A 24,049-nucleotide genomic window follows, 5' to 3' on the forward strand; every position below is an offset into this window, starting at 1 on the left:
TCGCAGCACCGTGGGCGTGAAGGCTCAGTCATGCCCCTGACATCCCCACATACCCAAGGAGGCGCAGCATGCGCTTCAGACACAGAGCCGCGGCAGGCTTCGCGACCCTGTTGCTCCCTCTGGCCGGCCTCGTCGGTCTCGCGAGCCCCGCCCAGGCCGCCGCCAACGCGACGGCGAGCTTCACCAAGACCAGCGACTGGGGAACCGGGTTCGGCGGTCAGTGGACCATCAAGAACACCGGTAGCGCCAGCATCAGTTCCTGGACCGTCGAGTGGGACTTCCCCTCCGGCACGTCCGTCACCTCCGCCTGGGACGCGGACGTCACGTCCTCCGGCACCCACTGGACCGCCAAGAACAAGTCCTACAACGGCACCATCGCCCCCGGCGCCTCGGTCTCCTTCGGCTTCAACGGCTCGGGACCGGGATCGCCGAGCAACTGCAAGCTCAACGGCGACAGTTGCGACGGTACGACCGTCCCGGGCGACGCGGCCCCGAGCGCCCCCGGCACCCCGACCGCCTCCAACATCACCGACACCTCGGTCAAGCTCTCCTGGGGTGCGGCCACCGACGACAAGGGCGTGAAGAACTACGACGTCCTGCGCGACGGCAAGGTCGTGGGCACGGTGACGACGACCTCGTACACCGACAGCGGACTGACCGCCGGCACCGACTACTCCTACACCGTGCAGGCCCGCGACACCGCCGACCAGACCGGCCCGGTCAGCGGCGCGGTCAAGGTGCACACCACCGGCGGCACCACCACTCCCCCGCCCACCGGCGGCAAGGTCAAGCTCGGCTACTTCACCGAGTGGGGGATCTACGGCCGGAACTACAACGTCAAGAACCTGGTGACGTCCGGCTCGGCGGCGAAGATCACGCACATCAACTACGCCTTCGGCAACGTGACCAACGGCCAGTGCGCGATCGGTGACTCCTACGCCGACTACGACAAGGCCTTCACCGCCGACCAGTCGGTCAGCGGCGTCGCCGACACCTGGGACCAGCCGCTGCGCGGCAACTTCAACCAGCTGCGCGAGCTGAAGGCCAAGTACCCGAACCTGAAGGTGCTGTGGTCCTTCGGCGGCTGGACCTGGTCCGGCGGCTTCGCCCAGGCCGCCGCCAACCCGGCCGCGTTCGCGCAGTCCTGCTACAACCTGGTCAAGGACCCGCGCTGGGCGGACGTGTTCGACGGCATCGACATCGACTGGGAGTACCCGAACGCCTGCGGGCTGAGCTGTGACACCAGCGGGGCCGCGGCCTTCAAGAACGTGATGGCCGCACTGCGCGCCAAGTTCGGCTCCTCCGCCCTGGTCACGGCCGCCGTCACCGCCGACGGCTCCTCCGGCGGCAAGATCGAGGCCGCCGACTACGCCGGTGCCGCCGCTTCCGTCGACTGGTACAACGTGATGTCGTACGACTTCTTCGGCGCCTGGGACGCGCAGGGCCCGACCGCCCCGCACTCCCCGCTCACCTCGTACAACGGCATCCCGAAGGCCGGCTTCGACACGGCCGACGCCATCGCCAAGTACAAGTCCGTCGGCGTCCCCGCGTCCAAGCTGCTCATCGGCATCGGCCTCTACGGCCGCGGCTGGACCGGCGTCACCCAGGACGCCCCGGGCGGCACGGCCACGGGACCCGCGGCGGGCACCTACGAGCAGGGCATCGAGGACTACAAGGTGCTCAAGACGTCCTGCCCGGTCACCGGCACCATCGCCGGTACCGCGTACGCCCACTGCGGCACCAACTGGTGGTCGTACGACACCCCGTCGACCATCGCCGGGAAGATGAGCTGGGCCAAGAACCAGGGCCTGGGCGGCGCCTTCTTCTGGGAGTTCAGCGGCGACACCAGCGACGGTGAGCTGGTGAACGCCATCAGCAGCAACCTCTAGGAACAGTTCCTAAGCGACGTTGACGCGCTGACCGGGCGGGGCTGCCTCCAGCCACGCGAGGAATCCGGTCAGCGCGTCTTCGCTCATGGCGAGTTCGAGGCGCGTGCCCCGATGGGTACAGGCGAGGACCACCGCGTCGGAGAGCAGCGCCAGTTCCTCCTCGCCCTCGGGCAGCCGGCGGCCGGCCACCTCGATCTGCGCGCGCTCCAGGGTGCGGCGCGGGCGGAAGGCGTAGGAGAAGACGCGGTACCACTCGATGCGGTCGCCGTTGTAGCGGGCGACGCCGTAGGACCAGCCCTTGCCGCTGGCGTCCGGTTTCTCGGTCACGTCCCAGCGCAGGGAACAGTCGAAGGTGCCGCCGGAGCGCTGGATCAGCCGGCGCCGCAGGCCGAACAGGAACAGCCCCACCACCACGAGCGCGACCACGATCCCGCACACAGTCAGAGCGAGGACCATCGGCACCGACCTCCTCGTCTCCTAGGAACTGCTTCTGTTACTGAGTAATGAAACGGAAAAAACACCCACATCTGCCTCAGCCGCGACCGGCACCGGATTGCTCCGGGCCGGCCGCGGCTGAGTGATGTCAACGTACCGCGCGGCTGGGTCAGCGCGCCGCCGCCGCACGCAGGCGGACGTCCGCGCGGCGCTCGGCGGCGGCGTCGCCCTCCGCCTTCGCGCGCTCCAGCTCCCGCTCCGTGCGCTGGACATCGATCTCGTCCGACAGCTCGGCGATCTCGGCCAGCAGGGACAGCTTGTTGTCCGCGAACGAGATGAAACCGCCGTGCACCGCGGCGACGACCGTTCCACCGTCACTCGTACGGATGGTCACCGGGCCCGACTCCAGCACACCGAGCAGCGGCTGGTGACCGGGCATGACGCCGATGTCGCCGGACGTGGTGCGCGCGACGACCAGGGTGGCCTCGCCGGACCAGACCTGGCGGTCGGCGGCGACCAGCTCGACGTGCAGCTCAGCAGCCAAGGGTGGCTCCTCGGGTCACCACCCGGCGGTTCTGCCGGGTGTTGGGGTCAATTCTAGTGGGCGTGGAGAGAGGGGCTGGACACACCCCGAAGGGTGCGCCCGCGCCCCTCTCACACGAACTCAGCGAGTTCAGGAGACGCCCAGCTCCTTGGCGTTGGCCTTGAGGTCCTCGAGACCACCGCACATGAAGAACGCCTGCTCCGGGAAGTGGTCGTACTCGCCGTCGATGATCGCGTTGAACGCGGCGATCGACTCGTCCAGCGGCACGTCCGACCCGTCGACGCCGGTGAACTGCTTGGCGACGTGGGTGTTCTGGGACAGGAAGCGCTCCACGCGACGGGCACGGTGGACGACGAGCTTGTCCTCCTCGCCGAGCTCGTCGATACCGAGGATCGCGATGATGTCCTGGAGGTCCTTGTACTTCTGCAGGACCGTCTTCACGCGCATGGCGGCGTTGTAGTGGTCCGCGGAGATGTAACGCGGGTCCAGGATCCGGGACGTGGAGTCCAGCGGGTCCACGGCCGGGTAGATGCCCTTCTCGGAGATCGGACGGGACAGCACCGTCGTCGCGTCGAGGTGGGCGAAGGTGGTCGCCGGGGCCGGGTCGGTCAGATCGTCGGCGGGGACGTAGATCGCCTGCATCGAGGTGATCGAGTGACCGCGGGTCGAGGTGATGCGCTCCTGCAGGAGGCCCATCTCGTCGGCCAGGTTCGGCTGGTAACCCACCGCGGACGGCATGCGGCCGAGCAGCGTGGAGACCTCGGAACCGGCCTGCGTGAAGCGGAAGATGTTGTCGATGAAGAACAGCACGTCCTGCTTCTGGACGTCACGGAAGTACTCGGCCATGGTGAGGCCGGCCAGCGCGACGCGCAGACGGGTGCCCGGGGGCTCGTCCATCTGACCGAAGACCAGCGCGGTCTTGTCGATGACGCCGGAGTCCGACATCTCCTCGATCAGGTCGTTGCCCTCACGGGTGCGCTCGCCGACACCGGCGAACACGGAGACACCGTCGTGGTTGTTGGCGACACGGTAGATCATCTCCTGGATGAGCACCGTCTTGCCGACGCCGGCGCCGCCGAACAGGCCGATCTTGCCGCCCTTGACGTACGGGGTGAGCAGGTCGATGACCTTGACGCCCGTCTCGAACATCTCGGTCTTGGACTCGAGCTCGTCGAAGTTCGGGGCCTTGCGGTGGATCGGCCAGCGCTCGCCGTCGTAGGACTCGTCGACGTTCAGCACCTCACCGAGGGTGTTGAACACCTTGCCCTTGGTGAAGTCGCCGACGGGGACGGAGATGGACGCGCCCGTGTCGGTCACCGGGGCCTGGCGTACCAGACCGTCGGTGGGCTGCATGGAGATGGTGCGGACCAGGCCGTCACCCAGGTGCTGGGCGACCTCCAGGGTCAGCGTCTTCTTCTCGCCCGCGTTCGCCGGGTCGGAGACCTCGACGTGAAGGGCGTTGTAGATGTCCGGCATCGCGTCGACGGGGAACTCCACGTCGACGACCGGGCCGATGACCCGGGCGACGCGGCCCGTAGCCGTCGCGGTCTCAACAGTGGTGGTCATTTATCGGTCACTCCCCGCGGTCGCGTCGGCCAGGGCGCTCGCGCCACCGACGATCTCGCTGATTTCCTGGGTGATGTCGGCCTGACGGGCCGCGTTGGCAAGCCGGGTGAGCGTCTCGATGAGCTCTCCGGCGTTGTCGGTGGCCGACTTCATCGCGCGCCGCGTGGCGGCGTGCTTCGAAGCGGCCGACTGGAGCAGCGCGTTGTAGATCCGGCTCTCCACGTAGCGCGGCAGCAGGGCGTCGAGGACGTCCTCCGCCGACGGCTCGAAGTCGTACAGCGGGAGGATCTCGCCCTGCGGCTTCGCCTCCTCGGCGACCTCTTCGAGGCGCAGCGGAAGCAGCCGGGCGTCCAGCGCCGTCTGCGTCATCATCGAGACGAACTCGGTGAAGACGATGTGGAGTTCGTCCACACCACCCTCGGCCGTGTCCTTCTCGATGGCCTCGATCAGGGGCGCCGCGACCTTCTTGGCGTCCGCGTACGTCGGCTCGTCCGTGAAGCCCGTCCACGACTCCGCGATCGTGCGCTCACGGAAGTTGTAGTGGGCGACACCGCGCCGGCCGACGATGTACGTGTCGACCTGCTTGCCCTCGCGCTCCAGGCGCTCGGTCAGCTGCTCCGCCGTCTTGATGGCGTTGGAGTTGAAGGCGCCGGCCAGGCCGCGGTCGCTCGTGAGGAGCAGGACCGCGGCACGGGTCGGGTTCTCCGCCTCCGTGGTGAGCGGGTGCTTGGTGTTCGAGCCGGTGCCGACCGCCGTGACCGCACGCGTCAGCTCGTTCGCGTACGGCGTGGAGGCCGCCACCTTGCGCTGCGCCTTGACGACGCGCGAGGCGGCGATCATCTCCATCGCCTTGGTGATCTTCTTGGTCGCGCTGACGGATCGGATGCGACGCTTGTAGACCCGGAGCTGGGCTCCCATGAGTCAGGTCCCTTCCTTACGTCACTTGGCGGCAGTGGCAGGAACGTCCTCGCCGAGCAGCTTGCCGTCGCTCGTCTCGAACTGCTTCTTGAACTCGGCCACCGCGTCGTCGATCGCCTGGATCGTGTCGTCCGACATCTTGGCGCCCTCCTTGATGGAGGTCATCAGGCCCTGGTGCTTCCGGTGCAGGAAGTCGATCAGTTCCTTCTCGAAGCGGCGGATGTCGGCGACCGGCACGTCGTCCATACGGCCGTTGGTGCCGGCCCAGACGGAGACGACCTGGTCCTCGGTGGCCATCGGCTGGTACTGGTCCTGCTTCAGCAGCTCGACCATGCGCGAACCGCGCTCCAGCTGCGCCTTGGAGGCCGCGTCCAGGTCGGAACCGAAGGCCGCGAAGGCCTCCAGCTCACGGAACTGGGCGAGGTCCACCCGGAGGCGGCCGGAGACCTGGCGCATCGCCTTGTGCTGGGCGGAACCACCGACTCGGGAGACGGAGATACCGACGTTCAGCGCGGGGCGCTGACCGGCGTTGAACAGGTCCGACTCCAGGAAGCACTGGCCGTCGGTGATGGAGATGACGTTGGTCGGGATGAACGCCGAGACGTCGTTGGCCTTGGTCTCGACGATCGGCAGACCGGTCATCGAACCGGCACCCATGTCGTCGGAGAGCTTGGCGCAGCGCTCCAGCAGCCGGGAGTGCAGGTAGAAGACGTCACCCGGGTAGGCCTCGCGGCCCGGCGGGCGGCGCAGCAGCAGCGACACGGCGCGGTAGGCGTCGGCCTGCTTCGACAGGTCGTCGAAGATGATCAGGACGTGCTTGCCCTCGTACATCCACTGCTGACCGATGGCCGAACCGGTGTACGGCGCCAGGTACTTGAAGCCGGCCGGGTCGGACGCCGGGGCGGCGACGATGGTCGTGTACTCCAGGGCGCCGTTCTCCTCCAGCGCGCGGCGCACGCCGGCGATGGTGGAGCCCTTCTGGCCGATGGCGACGTAGATGCAGCGGACCTGCTTCTTCGGGTCGCCGGTGCGCCAGTTGTCACGCTGGTTGATGATCGTGTCGACGGCCAGGGCGGTCTTGCCGGTCTGGCGGTCACCGATGATCAGCTGACGCTGACCACGGCCGATCGGGGTCATCGCGTCGACGGCCTTGTAGCCGGTCTCCATCGGCTCGTGCACCGACTTGCGCTGCATGACCGTGGGGGCCTGCAGCTCCAGCGCACGGCGGCCGGACGTCTCGATCTCGCCGAGGCCGTCGATCGGGTTGCCGAGCGGGTCGACGACACGGCCGAGGTAGCCCTCGCCGACCGCCACGGAGAGGACCTCACCGGTGCGCGTGACCGGCTGACCCTCCTCGATGCCGCTGAACTCACCGAGGACGATGGCACCGATCTCGCGCTCCTCGAGGTTGAGGGCGAGGCCGAGGGTGCCGTCCTCGAACTTCAGCAGTTCGTTGGCCATGGCCGAGGGAAGACCCTCGATCTTCGCGATGCCGTCGCCGGCAAGGGTGACCGTACCGACCTCCTCGCGCGAGGCCGCGTCCGGCTTGTACGACTGGACGAAGTTCTCCAGCGCGTCCCGGATCTCCTCCGGCCGGATCGTGAGCTCCGCCATCTGGGTTCCCTGCTCTCCTTGTTGGGCCCGAAGTTTCACTTGGGGGGTCTGGGGGCGACCCCCAGGAATCCTCTGCACGGCCCAACCAGGGCCGTAAGTACGTACTGCTTTTCTCGAAGTATCGAGTTGTCCCGAATATCGAGTTGCTGCTAGCTCGCCATGCGGCGGGCGGCGTCGTCCAGCCGGTCCGCGAGGGAGCCGTTGATGACCTCGTCACCGACCTGCACCCGGATACCGCCGATCACCTCGGGGTCCACGTCCAGGTTGAGGTGCATCCGGCGGCCGTAGAGCTTGGCGAGGGCGGCGCCGAGGCGCTGCTTCTGGCCGTCGCTCAGCGGCACCGCCGAGGTGACGACGGCGACCATGCGGTCCCGGCGGTCGGCGGCGAGCTTGGACAGGGACTCCAGTCCCGCTTCCAGGCTACGTCCTCGCGGCGCGGTCACAAGGCGCGTCACCAGACGCTCCGTGGCCGGCTTGGCCCGCCCGCCGAGCAGCCGGTGCAGCAGCTCGGTCTTGGCCGGCGTACCGGCGGCGCGGTCGGTCAGCGCGGCCCGCAGGTCGGTGCTGGAGGAGACGATCCGGCCGAACCGGAACAGCTCGTCCTCCACCTCGTCCAGGGTGCCCCGCTTCTCCGCGGCGGTGAGGTCGGCGGTGTCCGCCAGCTCCTCCAGCGCGTCCACCAGGTCACGCGGCTGCGACCAGCGGGAGCGCACCGTGCCGGCCACCAGGTCGGCGGCGGGTCCGCTGACCTGGCCGCCGATCAGGCGCTGGACCAGGTCCGCCTTGGCCTCTGCGGGCTTCGCCGGGTCGGTGAGGACCCGGCGCAGTCCGGCCTCGCGGTCGAGCAGCGCGGTGACGGCCGCCAGCTCGTCGGCGAGCGACACGGCGTCCACGGACGTGGAGTCCGTCAGCGCGTCGAGACGCTCCCGTGCGGCTGCCAGGGCCTCGCGGCTCGCTCCGTTCATCGCGTGGCCTCGGCCTTCTCCTCGAGCTCGTCGAGGAAGCGGTCGATCACACGGCTCTGCCGGGCGTGGTCCTCGAGGGACTCGCCGACGAGCTTGCCGGCCAGTTCGGTGGCGAGCTTGCCGACGTCCTGACGCAGCGTCTGCGCGGCGGCCTTGCGGTCGGCCTCGATCTGGGCGTGACCGGCGGCGACGATCTCCTCACGCTGCCGCTGGCCCTCGGCCCGCATCTCGGCGATGAGCGCGGCACCCTGCTCCTGCGCCTCCTGGCGCAGGCGCGCGGCCTCGTGCCGGGCCTCGGCGAGCTGGGCCTTGTACTGCTCAAGGACGCTCTGGGCCTCGACCTTCATGGCGTCGGCCTCTTCGATGCCGCCTTCGATCGCCGCGCGACGCTCCTCCAGAACCTTGTTGATGTTCGGAAGCAGCTTCTTCCAGAAGAAGAAGAACACGATGGCGAAGGCGATGGTGCCGACGAGCAGCTCGGGCCACTCGGGAAGGAGCGGGTTCCCACCCTTCTCCGGGGCCGCCAGCTGAACCAGGTTGGCGATCACATCAGTGCCTTTCGTCGATACGTGTCGGGTACGGAGGTCTTACTTCGTACCGAACACGAACGGCATGACGATGCCGATCAGGGCGAGCGCCTCACAGAAGGCGAAACCGAGGATCTGGTTGGCGCGGATCAGACCCGCGGCCTCGGGCTGACGGGCGAGGGCCTGGGTGCCGTTACCGAAGATGATGCCGACGCCGATGCCGGGGCCGATGGCGGAGAGGCCGTAACCGACAGAACCGATGGAACCGGAGACAGCGGCGAGGGTCTCAGTGGCAGCCATGCTGAATCTTCCTTCTCTTTACGGACCGGTGGGGGTTGGCCACCGGACGACCGGGGGTGTGGTGGGGCTCAGTGGTGCTCGGCGAGAGCGCCCTGAATGTAGGAGCAGGCCAGCAGTACGAAGACGTACGCCTGGACGGCCTGGACGAAAAGCTCGAAGCAGATCATGGCCATCGTCATCACGAAGGAGACGCCGGCGGCCGGGATCATCCAGCTGTTCAGCAGGTACCAGGAGGCGACGGTGAACATCACCAGCATCAGGTGACCGGCGAACATGTTGGCGAAGAGTCGCACCGCGTGCGTGAACGGGCGGACCAGCAGGTTCGAGAAGAACTCGATGACCATGACGAGCGGGAGCACCGGACCGAGCGACTTGTCGTAGCCCGTCACGTTCTTGAAGAAGCCGACGAAGCCGTGCCGCTTGAAGGTCAGGCCGACCCAGAGGACCCAGACGATCACGGCCAGGACCATCGGGTAGGCGATGATCGAGCCCACCGGGAACTGCGCCAGCGGGACCACGGACCAGACGTTCATGATCCAGATAAAGAAGAAGAGGGAGACGATGAACGGCACCCACTTCTCGCCCTCGCGCTTGCCGAGCGTCTCGTACACGATGCCGCGGCGCACGAAGTCGTAGCCGGCCTCCCCGACCAGCTGCAGCTTGCCAGGGATGACCTTGGCGTTACCGAAGGCGGCCCAGAAGAAGCCGACGACGAGCGCGGTGGTGATGAGCGCGAGCAGCATCACCTTGTTGAAGTCGAAGCCGCCGACCGTGAAGAGCGGCTTGAACAGGAAGGAGTGCAGGCCCGGAGCCGGGAAGCCACACCCGTTGTCGGACATGATCCGACAACTCCAGTCAAAGGCGAGCTGGGTCTGGTCAGCACTCACCGCGGGCTCCTTCGGCGTGACGCATGGGTACGGCAACCTCGTTGTGTCGGCGCGGCACACGGCCGCGGATCGGCACCGGACTGGTGTTACGGATGTGGGGGCGGCTGGGGGGCATCGAGCCTCGCGATCGAGCAGGCGTCAGCTCAGATGCCCGCGCCCGCGATGCCGCAGTTGGCACCGGACGATAGCAGGAGATCTCACAAGCCTTTATCCCGCCCCTACCCCTCACGACGACGGCCCTGTCTTCTCGGGCTTGTCGCTCTTCGCGGAGTCGGGATCGATATAGAAGATCTTGGCCTTCATGTGCGCGCGGGCCTGCGCGGCCATCCACGCGACGGTCGTGACCACGATCCCCACGGCGAACGCCTTGCCGTTGAAGAGGGAGGTGCCTTTGAAGACGGCGACGAAGATGAAGAGGAGCAGCAGCTGGGCCATGTAGAGCATCAGCCCCATGGCCTGGAACAGCTGCGGGAGCGTTTTTGCCGTCCACTGCAGCACGTACAGACCGATTCCCATGAACAGGACGGCCAGTGCCGTACCGACGGCCGCGCCGAGCGCGCCCTTGCCCCCGGCGACCGCGGCGCTCACGGCGACGGCGATCGCACCCGCAGCCGCTGCGGGCACAGCGATCTGCAGTAGGTTCCGGGCGTCATTGGACGGCATGGCGGCAACTCCGCTTTCACAGGGGGCAGGGTGTCGTCATGGACGAGCGTAGTCCCGGGCTGAGTGATCGAGACCTCACACCAAGGGACCGTCGCACTGCGGTCCTTCGGCTCTATCCGGGTTCTCGTGAACCGTATCACAAACTATTTGATGAGGTCTTTACCTGGTCGGTGTGCTTGCTGTCACACATGAGAGTGACAGTGCGCGTCTGTGCATGAACCGGGACCACTTGTCTGGTATTGAGGGGCTTTGTTCCCCCACGAGTTGGCAATGCTCTCGTCAGATTCTTACCTTGCCCGGGTCAGCGCCGGTCAAGGAAACGCGAACGAGCGCCGATCGCGGTCGCTCCGTTGACGCCCGAGACCCCGGCGGTGACGGGAGCCCGCCCCGCGGCCTCCGGCGCCTCCTGCGGCTCCTTCGCCTCGTCGGCCTCCATCGCCACAGCGGCCTCGGCGGCACGCCTACGCGGCCGGTAGCGCGGCGGCACGAAGGCCTGGGCCCACGCCGGCACCCGCGGCGTGAAGCGCGGGAGCAGCAGCAGGATCAGACCGACCGCGCTGAGGAACACCACGCCGAGCACGATCCACATCGAGGCCGAGTTGACCGAGTACGCCAGCGCGCCGAAGGCGATCAGCGCCGACCAGAAGTACATGATCAGCACCGCCCGGCTGTGCGAGTGGCCGATCTCCAGCAGCCGGTGGTGGAGATGGCCGCGGTCCGCGGCGAACGGAGACTGGCCGCGCCAGGTGCGGCGGACGATGGCCAGCACCAGGTCCGCGGCCGGTACCGCGATGATCGTCAGCGGGAGGAGGAGAGGGATGTAGACCGGGACCGTCGCGTGCACCGCGGCCTTCTCGGATCCCACGTACAGGCCCAGCGCGTCCGGGTCCATCTGCCCCGTGATGGAGATCGCTCCGGCCGCCAGCACCAGACCGATCAGCATCGAGCCCGAGTCGCCCATGAAGATCCGCGCGGGATGCATGTTGTGCGGCAGGAAGCCCAGGCACATGCCCATCAGGATGGCCGCGAAGAGCGTCGCCGGGGCGGCGGCCTCGATGCCGTACGAGTACCAGATCCGGTAGGCGTACAGGAAGAACGCGCCCGCGGCGATGCAGACCATGCCGGCCGCGAGGCCGTCCAGGCCGTCCACGAAGTTCACCGCGTTGATCGTGATGACGACGAGCGCCACGGTCAGCAGCGTGCCCTGCCACTGGGTCAGCGCCACGTTGCCGACGCCGGGGATGGGCAGCCACAGGATCGTCAGACCCTGTACGACCATCACGCCCGCGGCGATCATCTGGCCGCCCAGCTTGATCAGCGCGTCGATCTCGAACTTGTCGTCCAGGACGCCGATCAGCCAGATCAGGGCCGCGCCGGAGAGCAGGGCCCGCGGCTCGTTCGACTTCGTGAAGACCTCGTTGAGGTTGGTCAGGTGGTCCGCGACCAGCAGGCCCGCGCACAGGCCGAAGAACATGGCGATACCGCCGAGGCGCGGAGTGGGTTCCCGGTGCACGTCACGTGCCCGGATCTCCGGCATCGCCCCGGCCACGATCGCGAACTTCCGTACCGGCCCTGTCAGCAGATACGTCACCGCGGCCGTGATGCAGAGCGTCAGCAGGTATTCACGCACAGGCTTCCCCACGGGTCTCGCTGGCCATCACAGCCCCACACCCTAGCGATGGACGTATATGGATGGGGACTTCCGGGTAGCCACGATGGTTGCACGCCCGGCTGTGGGCCATGACGCACATCGGGGTGTACGGGACAACGCCTACCCCCGTTCAGCCGGGATACGGCGGAAAGGCGCCGGTGAGCACCCGCACCTCCTCGCGTGCCGCCGCGGGGTCGGTGTCGCCGCGCAGCACGGCCGCCATCAGGGCGGCGATCCGCACCATCTCCGGCTCCCCCATGCCCTGCGTGGTCACCGCGGCCGTGCCCAGGCGCAGGCCCCGGCCGTCGCCGTGCGGCAGTGCGCAGCAGTCCAGGACGATCCCGGCGGCGGCGAGCCGGCCGCGCGCGGTGCGGCCGTCCACCCCGAGCGGGGCCGGGTCGGCGGTGATCAGATGGGTGTCCGTGCCGCCGGTGGTCACGGTGAGGCCCTCGGCGGCCAGGTGACCGGCGAGCACCCGTGCGTTCGCGACCACCTGATGGGCGTACACGGCGAAGGCCGGTGTCGCCGCCTCGCCGAACGCGACGGCCTTCGCGGCGATCGTGTGCATCTGCGCGCCGCCCTGCGTGAACGGGAACACCGCCCGGTCGACGCGCTCGGCCAGTTCGCTCCCGCACAGGATCATCCCGCCGCGCGGACCGCGCAGCACCTTGTGGGTGGTCGCGCACACGATGTCGGCGTACGGCACCGGGTTCGGCGCCGCGCCGCCCGCGACCAGCCCGATCGGGTGCGCGGCGTCGGCGATCAGATAGGCCCCGACCTCGTCGGCGACCTCACGGAAGAAGGCGTAGTCGATGTGCCGGGGGTAGGCGATCGAGCCGCACACGATCGCCTTCGGCCGGTGGTTCCGCGCCAGGTGGCGCACCTGGTCGTGGTCGATGAGCCCGGTTTCCGCGTCCACCCCGTAGCCGACGAAGTCGAACCAGCGGCCGGAGAAGTTCGCGGGCGAGCCGTGGGTGAGATGGCCGCCGTAGTGCAGGCCGAGGGCGAGGACGGTGTCGCCGGGGCGCAGGAGGGCGGCGTAGGCGGCCAGGACGGCCGAGGAGCCGGAGTGGGACTGGACGTTGGCGTGTTCGGCGCCGAAGAGTTCCCTGGCCCGGTCGACGGCGGCGCGTTCGGCCAGGTCGACGATCTCGCAGCCGCCGTGGTGGCGGGCGCCGGGATAGCCCTCGGCGTACTTGTTCGCGAGCGGCGACCCGAGGGCGGCGAGCACGGCCGGCGAGCAGAAGTTCTCGGCGGCGATCAGCTGCAGGGTGGTGGACTGCCGGTCCAGCTCCGCGAGCAGGATCTCGGCCATCGCCGGGTCCTGCCGCCGCAGGGCGTCGGTCTCGAGGGTATGGGTGACCGACATGGCGGGCTCCCGGGCGGTCGACGGTGACGTATGACCAATGTAGGACCCAGATGTCCGGGACGCCCGGTATTGCGGCATCTTACGGGGCGTTCACGCCCGCGCCGGTACCCCGGTCAGCGCCGTCACCACCGGATCCAGGGCCTGGTGTATCTCGTCCCCGACCGAGCGGAAGAACGGAAGGGGCGCCCCGTACGGGTCGTGGACCTCGTCCGCCTCGGCCGTCGGCGCGAGGAGCCACCCGCGTAGCGCCGCAGCGGCGCGGACCAGGGCGCGGGCGCGGGTGACCACGCCGTCGTCCAGGGGCGGCAGGGTGGCCGGATCTATCGCCCGGACCAACCGGGTGAACTCCTTCAGGGTGAAGGTGCGCAGACCCGCGGAATGGCCCATGGAGATGACCTGGGCGCGGTGGTCGCGGGTGGCGGTGAGCACGAGGTCGGCCCTGATGACGTGCTCGTCCAGCAGCTCCCGGCCGAAGAAGCCGGAGGCGTCCGCGCCGAACTCGGCCAGCACGGTCTCCGCGTTGGCCTCCATCGGCGCGCCCTCGTGGCCCCAGGTACCCGCGCTCTCCACGATCAGACCGCCGCCGAGCACACCGAGCCGCTCGGCGACGAAATGGCGGGTCAGCCGCTCGGTGATGGGCGAACGGCACACATTGCCGGTGCTGACGTGGAGGATGCGGAAGGTGTCGCGGGGAAAGCCGAAGGTGGTCGTCTCCTCCGCGACACGCTGCCCGATGCCTATGCCACGCCCCGCTTCAGGGGCCGTCAATTCGCCACCTCGAGGTCGGGTACGACCTTGCGCAGCTCCTCCGGCGAGATCGCGCCCTCGCGCAGCAGCACCGGCACCGGGCCGGTGACGTCCACGATGGAGGACGGCACGTTGGCCGGGGTGGGGCCGCCGTCGAGGTAGACGGAGACGGAGTCGCCGAGCATGTCCTGCGCGGCGTCGCAGTTCTCCGGCGCCGGGTGGCCGGTGAGGTTGGCGGAGGACACGGCCATGGGGCCGACCTCGGTGAGCAGCTCGATGGCGACGGGGTGCAGCGGCATGCGGATGGCCACCGTGCCGCGGGTGTCACCGAGGTCCCACTGCAGGGACGGCTGGTGCTTGGCGACGATCGTCAGGGCACCCGGCCAGAACGCGTCGACCAGTTCCCAGGCCAGCTCGGAGAAGTCCGTGACGAGGCCGTGCAGGGTGTTCGGGGAGCCGATGAGGACGGGAGTGGGCATGGTGCGGCCCCGGCCCTTGGCGGCGAGCAGGTCGGCGACGGCCTCCGAGGAGAACGCGTCGGCGCCGATGCCGTACACCGTGTCGGTCGGCAGCACCACCAGCTCGCCCCGGCGGACGGCGGACGCGGCCTCGCGCAGACCCGTCGCGCGGTCGGTCGCGTCGTTGGTGTCGTATCGCCGTGCCATGTCTAGCGGGCCTCCTCGTACACGTACTGCTGGGTAGAAGTCCGGGGGGTGGTCACGGCAGCGCCTTGCGGGCGGTCGCGAACCGGGGGCGGTTGTTGAGGTCGGGGTGGTCGGCCGCGTCGGCCCAGCCCCGCTCCTCGGTGAAGATCCACGGCACCTGGCCGCCCTGGGTGTCGGCGTGCTCGATCACGACGACACCGCCCGGGCGCAGCAACCGGTGCGCGGTGCGTTCGATGCCCCGGATCAGGTCGAGCCCGTCCTCGCCGGAGAACAGCGCCATCTCGGGGTCGTAGTCACGGGCCTCGGGAGCCACGTACTCCCACTCCGTGAGCGGGATGTACGGCGGGTTGGAGACGACCAGGTCGACCTGGCCGTCGAGGTCCGGGAAGGCCGTCAGGGCGTCGCCCTGGCGCAGGTCGACCCTGGACCCCGCCACGTTCTTCCGCGTCCACACCAGGGCGTCCTCGGACAGCTCCACGGCGTGCACGCGCGAGCGCGGGACCTCCTGGGCGAGGGCGAGCGCGATGGCCCCGGAGCCGGTGCACAGGTCGACGATGCACGGCTCGACGACGTCCATGGCGCGCACGGCGTCTATGGCCCAGCCGACCACGGACTCGGTCTCCGGCCGGGGCACGAAGACACCCGGCCCGACCTGCAGCTCCAGATACCGGAAGTAGGCCCGCCCGGTGATGTGCTGCAGCGGCTCGCGCTGTTCGCGCCGGGCGATGACCTCCCAGTACCGGGCGTCGAAGTCGGAGTCCTTCACGGAGTGCAGTTGGCTGCGCTTCACGCCGTGCACGAACGCGGCGAGCTCCTCCGCGTCGGTGCGCGGCGAGGGCACGCCGGCGTCGGCCAGCCGCTGGGTGGCCTGGGCCACCTCCGCGAGCAGCAGGTTCACGCAAGTCCTCCGTGTCGTGCTCGTACGTGCGTGGGTGTCTTACGCGGCCGCCAGCTTCGCCGCCGAGTCGGCGTCGACGCAGGCCTGGATGACCGCGTCGAGGTCGCCGTCCAGGACCTGGTCCAGGTTGTACGCCTTGAAGCCGACGCGGTGGTCCGAGATGCGGTTCTCCGGGAAGTTGTAGGTGCGGATCTTCTCGGAGCGGTCGACCGTGCGGACCTGGCTGCGGCGGGCGTCGGCGGCCTCCCGCTCGGCCTCCTCCTGCGCCGCTGCGAGCAGCCTGGAGCGCAGGATACGCATCGCCTGCTCCTTGTTCTGCAACTGGCTCTTCTCGTTCTGGCAGGAGGCGACGACCCCGGTCGGGATGTGCGTGATGCGCACCGCGGAGTCGGTGGTGTTGACCGACTGGCCGCCCGGGCCGGAGGACCGGTAGACGTCGATGCGGAGGTCGTTCGGGTTGATCTCCACGTCCACCTCCTCGGCCTCCGGGGTGACGAGGACACCGGCGGCGGAGGTGTGGATACGGCCCTGCGACTCGGTGGCCGGCACGCGCTGCACGCGGTGCACGCCGCCCTCGTACTTCAGCCGGGCCCACACGCCCTGGCCGGGTTCGAGCTGGCCGCGGGCCTTCACGGCGACCTGGACGTCCTTGTAGCCGCCCAGCTCGGACTCGGTGGCGTCGATGATCTCGGTCTTCCAGCCGACGCGCTCGGCGTAGCGCAGGTACATGCGCAGCAGGTCGCCCGCGAACAGCGCCGACTCGTCGCCGCCCGCGCCCGCCTTGATCTCCAGGATGACGTCCTTGTCGTCACTCGGGTCGCGCGGGACCAGCAGGAAGCGGAGCTTCTCGGTGAGCTCCTCGCGCTGCTTCTCCAGGTCCTTGACCTCGGCGGCGAAGTCGGGGTCGTCGGCCGCGAGCTCGCGCGCGGTCTCGATGTCGTCGCCGGTCTGCTTCCAGGAGCGGTACGTGGCGACGATCGGGGTCAGCTCGGCGTAGCGCTTGTTCAGCTTGCGCGCGTGTCCCTGGTCGGCGTGGACCGACGGGTCGGCGAGCTTCTGCTCCAGATCGGCGTGCTCGGCGACGAGTTCCTCGACGGCCTCGAACATCTTGGGCTCCTGTACTGCGGTGAAGGGAAGGGCGGGCGACCAAAAACGCCGGTCCCGGGCACACCCCCGCGAGGGCGTGACCGTGGACCGGCGAAATGGGGCTCGCTACTTCTTGGAGCCGGCGGCAGCCTTGCCGAAGCGGGCCTCGAAGCGGGCCACACGGCCACCGGTGTCGAGGATCTTCTGCTTGCCCGTGTAGAACGGGTGGCACTCGGAGCAGACCTCGGCCCGGATGGTGCCGGACTCGATGGTGCTACGGGTGGTGAACGACGCGCCACAGGTGCAGCTGACCTGCGTCTCGACGTACGCGGGGTGGATGTCGCGCTTCAAGGTGTCTCCTAGGTTTCGGGAGGGCGCCGGGTCGCTGCCGCGGGGTGCGGGAGCGTGAACCGGAGCCGACGTACCAGTCTGCCAGGACTGGGGCCATCCCCCAAAACCGGGGGCCACTGTTCTTTATTCCTCGGGGGTGTTTGCCCGCCTAATGGGGTGCCACTTGATCGCCGTGGGCGGGTTCGGGTGCGTGGTGGGTTACTCGCGCAGTTCCCCGCGCCCCTATGGGGCGCTCACCACGCCCCTGGCCTCACCGGTGGCCGTGCCTGCCGTGGCCGCCCTGGGGATCGGGCGGTCGTTCTTCAACGCGTCCCACACCAGCTGGGCCTTCTGCTTCTCCATGAGGACCCGGTTGGGGTTGGACGGGTCGTACTGGACCGGCATGGTGATCATGGACATGTTCTTGGCGCCGATGCCCTTGAGGCCGTCCGCGAAGTCGATGAGGGAGTTGACCGAACCCAGCTCGGAGTCGGTGGTGACGGTCTTGGTGGCGGTGTCGGCGAGGTCGTAGAGCTTCTTCGGGTCGCTGAAGACGCCGACGTTCTTGACCTGGCCGATGAGTGCCTTGACGAAGGCCTGCTGGAGCTGGATGCGGCCCAGGTCGGAGCCGTCGCCGACGCCGTGCCGGGTGCGGACCAGGCCGAGGGCCTGGCGGCCGTTCAGGGTGTGGGTGCCGGCCTGGAGGCTCAGGTGGCTCTGCGGGTCGTCGATGTTCTTCGTCGTGGTGACGGGGACGCCGCCGAGGTCGTCGATGAGCTTCTGGAAGCCGGCGAAGTCGACCTCCAGGTAGTGGTCCATGCGGATGCCGGTGAGGGACTCGACGGTCTTCACCGCACAGGCGGCGCCCCCGGTGCCGTAGGCCTCGTTGAACATCACCCCGGACGCGGCCGGGTGCGTGACGCCCTTGGTGTCGGTGCAGGCCGGGCGGTCGATCAGGGTGTCGCGGGGGACGGAGACCACGGCGGCCTTCTTGTGGCCCTCGTAGACGTGGACGATCATCGCCGTGTCGGAGCGGGCGCTGCCGTCGTCGGTGCCGCCGCCGAGCTTCTTGTTGGCGCCGGAGCGGGTGTCCGAGCCGAGGACCAGGATGTTCTCGGAGCCGTTGTCGATCTTCGAGGGCCGGTCGTTGCCGAGGGCCTGGTCGATGTCGACGCTCCGGATGTTGCCGTTGAGCTTGAAGTAGAGGTACCCCACGCCCGCACCGCCCAGCACGACCACACCGGCGGCCGTCCAGGCCGCGACGCGCAGGGCCTTGCGGCCGCTGCTGCGGGCCTTGCGGCGGCGGCCCCTGCCACCGCGACGGGGGCCGGTCTCACCCGGCGTGGCTATGCCGGGCTCCGGCGTGCTCTCGGCGGACACATCGCTCCTAGGTCTCGTCGGTCGGTTACCCCCTGCTTTCAGGGTCAGGCGCGGTCGGTACCGCTCCATCGTCGCTCCGTAAGGGCAGACGGAGAAACTCGGGCAAGGGTTGCACAACGCACCGTGCCCATCGCGTACGGCGATGGGCACGGTGCGTCATGGGATTACCGCCGGTGAGCCTCGCTCACCTGGGGCTTCAGCCCCAGATGTCGTACGCCTGGAAACCGGTGCCGACGGAGATCCTTGTGGCGAAGATCTCGCTGGTCGCCTTGCCGGTGCCCGGGTACAGGTAGAGCGTGCCGCCGGGGGTGCGGGCCAGGAAGTCGGCCTTGCCGTCACCGGTCACGTCGCCGACCGCGTCGAAGGCGTTGTAGCCGGTCCAGCCGCTGCGCACCTTGACCCGGGAGGCGAAGGCGCCCGAACCGGACTTGCCGGTGCCCCGGTACAGGTACACGTCGTCGGTGCCGCTCTGCCGGGCGATCAGGTCGGCCTTGCCGTCGCCGTCGAAGTCGCCGTGGCCGCGCAGCGAGTTGTACTGGCCCCAGCCGGAGCCGACCTCGACGCGGGCGGCGAAGGTGCCGTCGCCCTTGCCCGGGTAGATCCACAGGATGCCGGAGGAGTCGACCGAGAGCAGGTCGGGCAGGTAGTCACCGGTGACATCGCCGGGGGCGACGATGAACTTCCGGGTGGACCAGTTGGTGGCGATCTCCTTCCTGCTCCAGCTCTGGGTGGTTGGGATGTAGTGCAGCCAGAAGACCGCCCCGTCGCTGCTGCGGCGCAGCACGAAGTCCTGGTAGCCGTCCCGGTCCAGGGCCGTCTGCAGGATCGTGTTGTAGCCCGAGAAGCTGCCCCAGGAGACGCGGGACGCGAAGGAGGTGCCCTTGGAGTCCTTCTCGTAACCGGTCGACGTGGAGTGCTCGCGCACGAACAGGTCAGCCTTGTGGTCGCCACTCAGGTTGGTGTCGTCGATGCGCGGGTAGGCGGCGCCGACGTACGTCCGCACCTTGCTGAACACGCTGTAGGCGCCCTTGGCGACGCAGTTCTGCACGCCCCAGGACACGACCCCGACGATGCGGTTGCCGACGACCAGCGGGCCGCCGGAGTCGCCGTTGCAGGTGGCGGTGGTGCCGGTGTCGCTACCGGTCGCGGGATTGCCCGCGCAGACCATGTGGCCCGCGACGAAGTCGCTGCCGTAGGCGCCGGAGCAGGTGCTGTCGGACTGGATCGGCAGGGTCGCCGTACGCAGCGTCTGCGAGATGTCGCCGCTGGTGGAGCTGGTGCGGCCCCAGCCGTAGACCTTGGCGCTCCTGGCCGCCGTGCCCGTGTACGACGCCGAGTCGTCGGACGTCGTCATGCGGATCGGGGTGGCCCTGACCGGGCTCGGCAGGGTCAGTACGGCGATGTCGTTGTCGATGGTCGTCGCGTTGTACGACGGGTGGTTCCACTGCCGCCACACGCCGGAGACCGTGCCGCCGTGCAGGTCGGTGTTGCCGGAGGAGTCGGTGGTGGGCAGCTGGTCGGTGCCGGTGACGACGGCGCCGTAGGCGTGCCAGTCGTAGCCCTTGACGCAGTGCGCGGCGGTCAGGATCTTCGTCGGCGCCACCACGGCACCGCCACAGAAGAAACCGAGGTCGTCGCCGGTATCGCTGGTGCCCTTGTCGTCGTAGTACCAGAGCTGGGCCATCCACGGGGCCGAGCTGATGCTGGTGCCGGTACCGCCGATGATCATCGGGCTGACGGTCCCGGAGCCGGACGCCGTGGCCGAGGACGAAGACGAGGAGGACGAGGAGGAGGTCGTCCCCTTGGTGTCCTTGGTCTTCGCGGCCTTCTTGAAGTCCTTGTCGCTCGCGAGCGCGCCGGCGACCCGGTCCGTGAGCTCGGTGAGCGACGCGGAGCTGGTGGCGGGCTTGACGGTCGGCGACGCCGAGGCCGTCGTGGCACCGGCGGAGGTCATCGTCAGCGCGGCGGTGACAGCGGCGGCGACAGCAGCGGCACCGAGGGGCAGGCCGACGCGTATCCGACGTCTGTGCCGCCCGGACAGGGGCTTGGACAAGGGAGTTTCCCCCGAGAGAGATGAGAAGGGACGGGCGCCTGATGCGCTCCCGTACCTCTCAGCGCCAAAGGGCCGCCCCCCGTCACTTTCCGACGGGGGGCGGCCTCAACACGCCAGGGGCGCGGGGAACTGCGCGACCAGCCACATACGGCCCGCAGTCGACGGATCACCGAAGTCCTTCGGCTCTCCCAGCGGAGCGACTAGTCCCCGTTCCCGGGCGCCGGCGTCGTCTTCTGAATCTGCATCAGGAACTCGACGTTCGACTTGGTCTGCTTCATCTTGTCGAGCAGCAGCTCAATGGCCTGCTGCTGGTCAAGCGCGTGCAGCACACGCCGCAGCTTCCAGACGATGCCCAGCTCCTCGGCCCCGAGCAGGATCTCTTCCTTACGGGTACCGGAGGCGTCCACGTCCACGGCCGGGAAGATCCGCTTGTCCGCGAGCTTGCGGTCGAGCTTCAGCTCCATGTTGCCCGTGCCCTTGAACTCCTCGAAGATCACCTCGTCCATGCGGGACCCGGTGTCCACCAGGGCGGTGGCGAGGATGGTCAGCGAACCGCCGTCCTCGATGTTGCGCGCAGCACCGAAGAACCGCTTCGGCGGGTACAGCGCGGTCGAGTCCACACCACCGGACAGGATGCGGCCGGAGGCCGGCGCGGCCAGGTTGTACGCACGGCCCAGACGCGTGATGGAGTCCAGCAGGACGACGACGTCGTGGCCCAGCTCCACCAGCCGCTTGGCGCGCTCGATGGCGAGCTCGGCGACCGTGGTGTGGTCCTCGGCCGGGCGGTCGAAGGTCGAGGAGATGACCTCGCCCTTGACCGACCGCTGCATGTCGGTGACCTCTTCCGGACGCTCGTCGACGAGGACGACCATCAGGTGGCACTCGGGGTTGTTGTGCGTGATCGCGTTGGCGATCGCCTGCATGATCATGGTCTTACCGGTCTTCGGCGGGGCCACGATCAGACCGCGCTGGCCCTTACCGATCGGCGAGACCAGGTCGATGATGCGGGTGGTGAGCACGCCCGGGTCCGTCTCCAGGCGGAGGCGGTCCTGCGGGTAGAGCGGGGTCAGCTTGTTGAACTCCGGGCGGCCACGGCCGTGTTCGGGCGCCATGCCGTTGACGGAGTCGAGGCGGACCAGCGCGTTGAACTTCTCGCGGCGCTCGCCCTCCTTCGGCTGGCGGACCGCGCCGGTGACGTGGTCACCCTTGCGCAGGCCGTTCTTGCGGACCTGGGCGAGGGAGACGTACACGTCGTTCGGACCCGGAAGGTACCCGGAGGTCCGGATGAAGGCGTAGTTGTCGAGGATGTCCAGGATGCCCGCGACGGGGATCAGGACGTCGTCCTCGGCGAGCTGCGGCTCGGCGATGTCGTCGCGGCCGCGGCGGCCACGGCGGTCGCGGTAGCGGCCGCGACGGCCCCGGCGGCCGCCCTCGAAGTCGTCGTCGTCCTGCTGACGGTCCTGGCGGCCGCCCTGCTGCTGGCCCTGCTGCTGACGCTGGCCGCCCTGCTGGTCGTCGCCCTTGCCACGGCGGTCACGGTCGCGGTCACGGTCACGGTCGCGGCCGCGCTCACGGCGGTCGCGGCGGCCACGGCCCTCGCCGTCACCGGCGTCGCCCTTGGCGGCCTCGCCCTGCGGCTGCTGGGCGGGCGTCTCGGCCTTGGGCTCCGCCTTGGCCTCGGCGGCGACGGTCTCGGCGCTGCTCTGGGCGGGGGTGCCGGCCTCGGCCGTGGCGCGGCGGCGACGGCGCTCGGTCGGCGCCTCGTCGGCGGCCGGCTGGCCGGGGATCTCGATCTGCTGCTGGGCCACGGCCTTCTCGGCGGGGGCCTCGGTCCTGGCCTCCGCCTTCTTCGCCGTGCTCTCGCCGCTCTCGGCGGACTCGCCGGTGCGGGCCTTGGAGGTGGCGCGGCGCTTCGGCTTGGTCTCGGTGGCGGTCTCGGCCTTGGGGGCGGCGCCCCCTGCGGCCTGCGCCTCCTTGATGACCTCGATCAGCTGGCTCTTGCGCATCCGCGCGGTGCCCCTGATGCCGAGGCCCGAGGCGACCTGCTGCAGCTCGGCCAGCACCATGCCCTCGAGGCCGGTACCGCGGCGCCGCCGGGAGCCGGCACCGGTGGCAGGCGCGGAGGCGTCCGTGGCGGGCGCGGCAGCGGTCTCCTCGACACGTGCGCCCATCAGATCGGTGGTGTCGCTCACGAAGGGTCCTTCCCTGGAGCGGACGTCGGCCTGTCTGGCTCGGCGACCGGTTGTGCTGTCCGGCTACGGTTCTGGCTTTTCCGTGAACCGTGCCGGGGCGGTGGTCCGCCAAAGCGGCGGAGGAAATGTGCGGTGACGGCGCTTCCGCGAGTCGTGGCACCCAGTGTCACGCGGCGTGGTAGCACCTGTTCCGGAGCGTGCCCAGTGGCCTGCTCAGTGCCCGCATACGACGTACTGCCCAGGTACGGCGTACGGAACACGGAGTGGCGTGGGAGGCTCCCGGAAGAATGTCTGTCCCGGACTGGGACACGAGGCACCTCGCCATGGTGGGGTCGGGTGCAGACTTGAGGTTAACACTACCGGATCCAACAAACATTCCCCCTCTCCAAATCCGGCAACCGTGTGTCAGGGCGCAAGCGGCAGCACGCTCGCTCCCTGGACATCGAGGTCCAGCCGGTTCGCGGCCCAGCCCGCACCCGCGAGGTGGGCCACCTTGTCGGCGCTCTCGGCGTCGGCCAGGGCCATGACGGTGGGTCCGGCCCCGGAGATGACCGCCGGGATGCCGTCGGCGCGCAGCCGCTCCACCAGCGCGGCGCTCTCCGGCATCGCCGGGGCGCGGTACTCCTGGTGGAGACGGTCCTCGGTGGCGGGCAGCAGCAGCTCGGGGCGCCGGGTGAGGGCCTCGACGAGCAGGGCGGCACGGCCCGCGTTGGCGGCGGCGTCCACGTGCGGCACGGAGCGCGGGAGCAGGCCGCGCGCGGTCTCGGTGAGGACCGGCTTTCCGGGCACGAAAACCACCGGAACGATGGAATCGCTGGGGTCCAGCCTGATCGCCCGGGCGGCGCCGGACTCCATCCAGGCGATCGTGAACCCGCCGAGCAGGCACGGGGCCACGTTGTCCGGGTGGCCCTCGATCTCGGTGGCCAGCGCCAGCAGGGCCGCGTCGTCCAGGCGGGCCTCGCCGCCTATGGTCACCGCGCGGGCGGCGACGATGCCGGCGCAGATGGCGGCGGAGGAGGAGCCGAGGCCACGGCCGTGCGGGATGCGGTTGGCGCAGACGATCTCCAGGCCGCGGGGCTGTCCGCCGAGCAGGTCGAAGGCGGTGCGCAGGGAGCGGACGAGAAGGTGAGACTCGTCACGCGGAAGGGTCTCACTGCCCTCCCCCGCGATGTCGATGTGCAGCCCGGAGTCGGCCACCCGGACGACCACGTCGTCGTAGAGCCCCAGCGCGAGGCCGAGGGCGTCGAAGCCCGGGCCGAGATTGGCGCTGGTGGCGGGAACGCGCACCCGGACGGCGGCGGCGCGGAACGCTGGACCGGCCATCGCTCGTTGACTCTCCTTGAGCTGCGTGGACTGTCGAAGACATTCGA

22 protein-coding genes are annotated in these 24,049 nt (G+C 69.4%); 1 reads left to right on the plus strand and 21 read right to left on the minus strand.

What is annotated here, in order from left to right:
- Positions 1 to 68: 68 nt before the first annotated feature.
- Positions 69 to 1,889 carry a glycoside hydrolase family 18 chitinase gene (locus ABB07_RS12475; protein WP_208898788.1) on the plus strand — a complete coding sequence of 607 codons (1,821 nt, stop codon included), beginning with the start codon at positions 69 to 71 and terminating at the stop codon, positions 1,887 to 1,889.
- Between the two features lie 9 nt (positions 1,890 to 1,898).
- Here ABB07_RS12475 and ABB07_RS12480 read toward each other — a convergent pair whose 3' ends face one another.
- The 21 genes from ABB07_RS12480 to thrB form a co-directional block, all read right to left on the minus strand.
- A complete protein-coding gene (locus ABB07_RS12480; protein WP_208898789.1) occupies positions 1,899 to 2,345 on the minus strand; it encodes a DUF2550 domain-containing protein in 447 nt (148 codons plus the stop codon).
- Positions 2,346 to 2,493: 148 nt separating this feature from the next.
- Entirely contained in the window at positions 2,494 to 2,868 is a 375-nt protein-coding gene (locus ABB07_RS12485; RefSeq protein WP_031171909.1) for a F0F1 ATP synthase subunit epsilon, read from the minus strand.
- Between the two features lie 129 nt (positions 2,869 to 2,997).
- Positions 2,998 to 4,434 (minus strand): F0F1 ATP synthase subunit beta, encoded by a 1,437-nt coding sequence (gene atpD / locus ABB07_RS12490; protein ID WP_208898790.1) that lies wholly within the window; start codon positions 4,432 to 4,434, stop codon positions 2,998 to 3,000.
- Positions 4,435 to 5,352 carry a F0F1 ATP synthase subunit gamma gene (locus ABB07_RS12495; protein ID WP_208898791.1) on the minus strand — a complete coding sequence of 306 codons (918 nt, stop codon included), beginning with the start codon at positions 5,350 to 5,352 and terminating at the stop codon, positions 4,435 to 4,437.
- Positions 5,353 to 5,373: 21 nt separating this feature from the next.
- Entirely contained in the window at positions 5,374 to 6,966 is a 1,593-nt protein-coding gene (atpA, locus tag ABB07_RS12500; protein WP_208898792.1) for a F0F1 ATP synthase subunit alpha, read from the minus strand.
- Between the two features lie 149 nt (positions 6,967 to 7,115).
- Positions 7,116 to 7,931 (minus strand): F0F1 ATP synthase subunit delta, encoded by an 816-nt coding sequence (locus ABB07_RS12505; RefSeq protein WP_208898793.1) that lies wholly within the window; start codon positions 7,929 to 7,931, stop codon positions 7,116 to 7,118.
- The gene (locus ABB07_RS12510) at positions 7,928 to 8,479 is read right to left on the minus strand and encodes a F0F1 ATP synthase subunit B (protein ID WP_055704210.1); all 552 of its coding nucleotides are present in this window, start codon (positions 8,477 to 8,479) and stop codon (positions 7,928 to 7,930) included. Before ABB07_RS12510 ends, ABB07_RS12505 begins: the two co-directional genes overlap by 4 nt.
- Before the next feature lie 39 nt (positions 8,480 to 8,518).
- The gene (locus ABB07_RS12515) at positions 8,519 to 8,758 is read right to left on the minus strand and encodes an ATP synthase subunit c family protein (RefSeq protein WP_053670587.1); all 240 of its coding nucleotides are present in this window, start codon (positions 8,756 to 8,758) and stop codon (positions 8,519 to 8,521) included.
- Positions 8,759 to 8,826: 68 nt separating this feature from the next.
- Complete coding sequence (atpB, locus tag ABB07_RS12520) at positions 8,827 to 9,597, minus strand: F0F1 ATP synthase subunit A (RefSeq protein ID WP_208898794.1); 771 nt, start codon at positions 9,595 to 9,597, stop codon at positions 8,827 to 8,829.
- A gap of 273 nt (positions 9,598 to 9,870) precedes the next feature.
- Positions 9,871 to 10,308 (minus strand): Cg1360 family ATP-synthase-associated protein, encoded by a 438-nt coding sequence (locus ABB07_RS12525; RefSeq protein WP_208898795.1) that lies wholly within the window; start codon positions 10,306 to 10,308, stop codon positions 9,871 to 9,873.
- A gap of 301 nt (positions 10,309 to 10,609) precedes the next feature.
- Positions 10,610 to 11,938: an MraY family glycosyltransferase gene (locus ABB07_RS12530; RefSeq protein ID WP_208898796.1), complete on the minus strand. Its 1,329-nt coding sequence runs from the start codon at positions 11,936 to 11,938 to the stop codon at positions 10,610 to 10,612.
- Between the two features lie 151 nt (positions 11,939 to 12,089).
- Entirely contained in the window at positions 12,090 to 13,328 is a 1,239-nt protein-coding gene (locus ABB07_RS12535; protein ID WP_208898797.1) for a serine hydroxymethyltransferase, read from the minus strand.
- Positions 13,329 to 13,418: 90 nt separating this feature from the next.
- A complete protein-coding gene (locus tag ABB07_RS12540) occupies positions 13,419 to 14,096 on the minus strand; it encodes an arsenate reductase/protein-tyrosine-phosphatase family protein (RefSeq protein WP_208898798.1) in 678 nt (225 codons plus the stop codon).
- Positions 14,093 to 14,740 carry an L-threonylcarbamoyladenylate synthase gene (locus ABB07_RS12545; protein ID WP_208898799.1) on the minus strand — a complete coding sequence of 216 codons (648 nt, stop codon included), beginning with the start codon at positions 14,738 to 14,740 and terminating at the stop codon, positions 14,093 to 14,095. The genes ABB07_RS12540 and ABB07_RS12545 overlap by 4 nt, the downstream gene beginning before the upstream one ends.
- 52 nt (positions 14,741 to 14,792) lie before the next feature.
- Positions 14,793 to 15,638: a peptide chain release factor N(5)-glutamine methyltransferase gene (prmC, locus tag ABB07_RS12550; protein ID WP_208898800.1), complete on the minus strand. Its 846-nt coding sequence runs from the start codon at positions 15,636 to 15,638 to the stop codon at positions 14,793 to 14,795.
- Positions 15,639 to 15,677: 39 nt separating this feature from the next.
- Positions 15,678 to 16,745 (minus strand): peptide chain release factor 1, encoded by a 1,068-nt coding sequence (gene prfA, locus ABB07_RS12555; RefSeq protein ID WP_208898801.1) that lies wholly within the window; start codon positions 16,743 to 16,745, stop codon positions 15,678 to 15,680.
- Positions 16,746 to 16,850: 105 nt separating this feature from the next.
- The gene (gene rpmE, locus ABB07_RS12560; RefSeq protein WP_014675000.1) at positions 16,851 to 17,075 is read right to left on the minus strand and encodes a 50S ribosomal protein L31; all 225 of its coding nucleotides are present in this window, start codon (positions 17,073 to 17,075) and stop codon (positions 16,851 to 16,853) included.
- Between the two features lie 222 nt (positions 17,076 to 17,297).
- Complete coding sequence (locus tag ABB07_RS12565; protein ID WP_208898802.1) at positions 17,298 to 18,434, minus strand: LCP family protein; 1,137 nt, start codon at positions 18,432 to 18,434, stop codon at positions 17,298 to 17,300.
- A gap of 196 nt (positions 18,435 to 18,630) precedes the next feature.
- Complete coding sequence (locus ABB07_RS12570; protein WP_425264711.1) at positions 18,631 to 20,487, minus strand: trypsin-like serine protease; 1,857 nt, start codon at positions 20,485 to 20,487, stop codon at positions 18,631 to 18,633.
- Positions 20,488 to 20,687: 200 nt separating this feature from the next.
- Positions 20,688 to 22,679 carry a transcription termination factor Rho gene (rho, locus tag ABB07_RS12575; protein WP_208898803.1) on the minus strand — a complete coding sequence of 664 codons (1,992 nt, stop codon included), beginning with the start codon at positions 22,677 to 22,679 and terminating at the stop codon, positions 20,688 to 20,690.
- Positions 22,680 to 23,084: 405 nt separating this feature from the next.
- Positions 23,085 to 24,002: a homoserine kinase gene (gene thrB / locus ABB07_RS12580; protein WP_208898804.1), complete on the minus strand. Its 918-nt coding sequence runs from the start codon at positions 24,000 to 24,002 to the stop codon at positions 23,085 to 23,087.
- Between the last annotated feature and the right edge of the window lie 47 nt (positions 24,003 to 24,049).

The organism is Streptomyces incarnatus, from assembly GCF_001027185.1.
GTDB lineage: Bacteria > Actinomycetota > Actinomycetes > Streptomycetales > Streptomycetaceae > Streptomyces > Streptomyces puniciscabiei.

Bases quoted from the DNA above. Each gene is read 5' to 3' on its own strand.
- ABB07_RS12475 (WP_208898788.1), top strand. From the start codon at position 69: ATGCGCTTCAGACACAGAGCCGCGGCAGGCTTCGCGACCCTGTTGCTC.
- ABB07_RS12480 (WP_208898789.1), bottom strand. From the start codon at position 2,345: ATGGTCCTCGCTCTGACTGTGTGCGGGATCGTGGTCGCGCTCGTGGTG.
- atpD (WP_208898790.1), bottom strand. From the start codon at position 4,434: ATGACCACCACTGTTGAGACCGCGACGGCTACGGGCCGCGTCGCCCGG.
- ABB07_RS12495 (WP_208898791.1), bottom strand. From the start codon at position 5,352: ATGGGAGCCCAGCTCCGGGTCTACAAGCGTCGCATCCGATCCGTCAGC.
- atpA (WP_208898792.1), bottom strand. From the start codon at position 6,966: ATGGCGGAGCTCACGATCCGGCCGGAGGAGATCCGGGACGCGCTGGAG.
- ABB07_RS12505 (WP_208898793.1), bottom strand. From the start codon at position 7,931: ATGAACGGAGCGAGCCGCGAGGCCCTGGCAGCCGCACGGGAGCGTCTC.
- ABB07_RS12515 (WP_053670587.1), bottom strand. From the start codon at position 8,758: ATGGCTGCCACTGAGACCCTCGCCGCTGTCTCCGGTTCCATCGGTTCT.
- atpB (WP_208898794.1), bottom strand. From the start codon at position 9,597: ATGTCCGACAACGGGTGTGGCTTCCCGGCTCCGGGCCTGCACTCCTTC.
- ABB07_RS12525 (WP_208898795.1), bottom strand. From the start codon at position 10,308: ATGCCGTCCAATGACGCCCGGAACCTACTGCAGATCGCTGTGCCCGCA.
- ABB07_RS12535 (WP_208898797.1), bottom strand. From the start codon at position 13,328: ATGTCGGTCACCCATACCCTCGAGACCGACGCCCTGCGGCGGCAGGAC.
- ABB07_RS12545 (WP_208898799.1), bottom strand. From the start codon at position 14,740: ATGGCACGGCGATACGACACCAACGACGCGACCGACCGCGCGACGGGT.
- prfA (WP_208898801.1), bottom strand. From the start codon at position 16,745: ATGTTCGAGGCCGTCGAGGAACTCGTCGCCGAGCACGCCGATCTGGAG.
- thrB (WP_208898804.1), bottom strand. From the start codon at position 24,002: ATGGCCGGTCCAGCGTTCCGCGCCGCCGCCGTCCGGGTGCGCGTTCCC.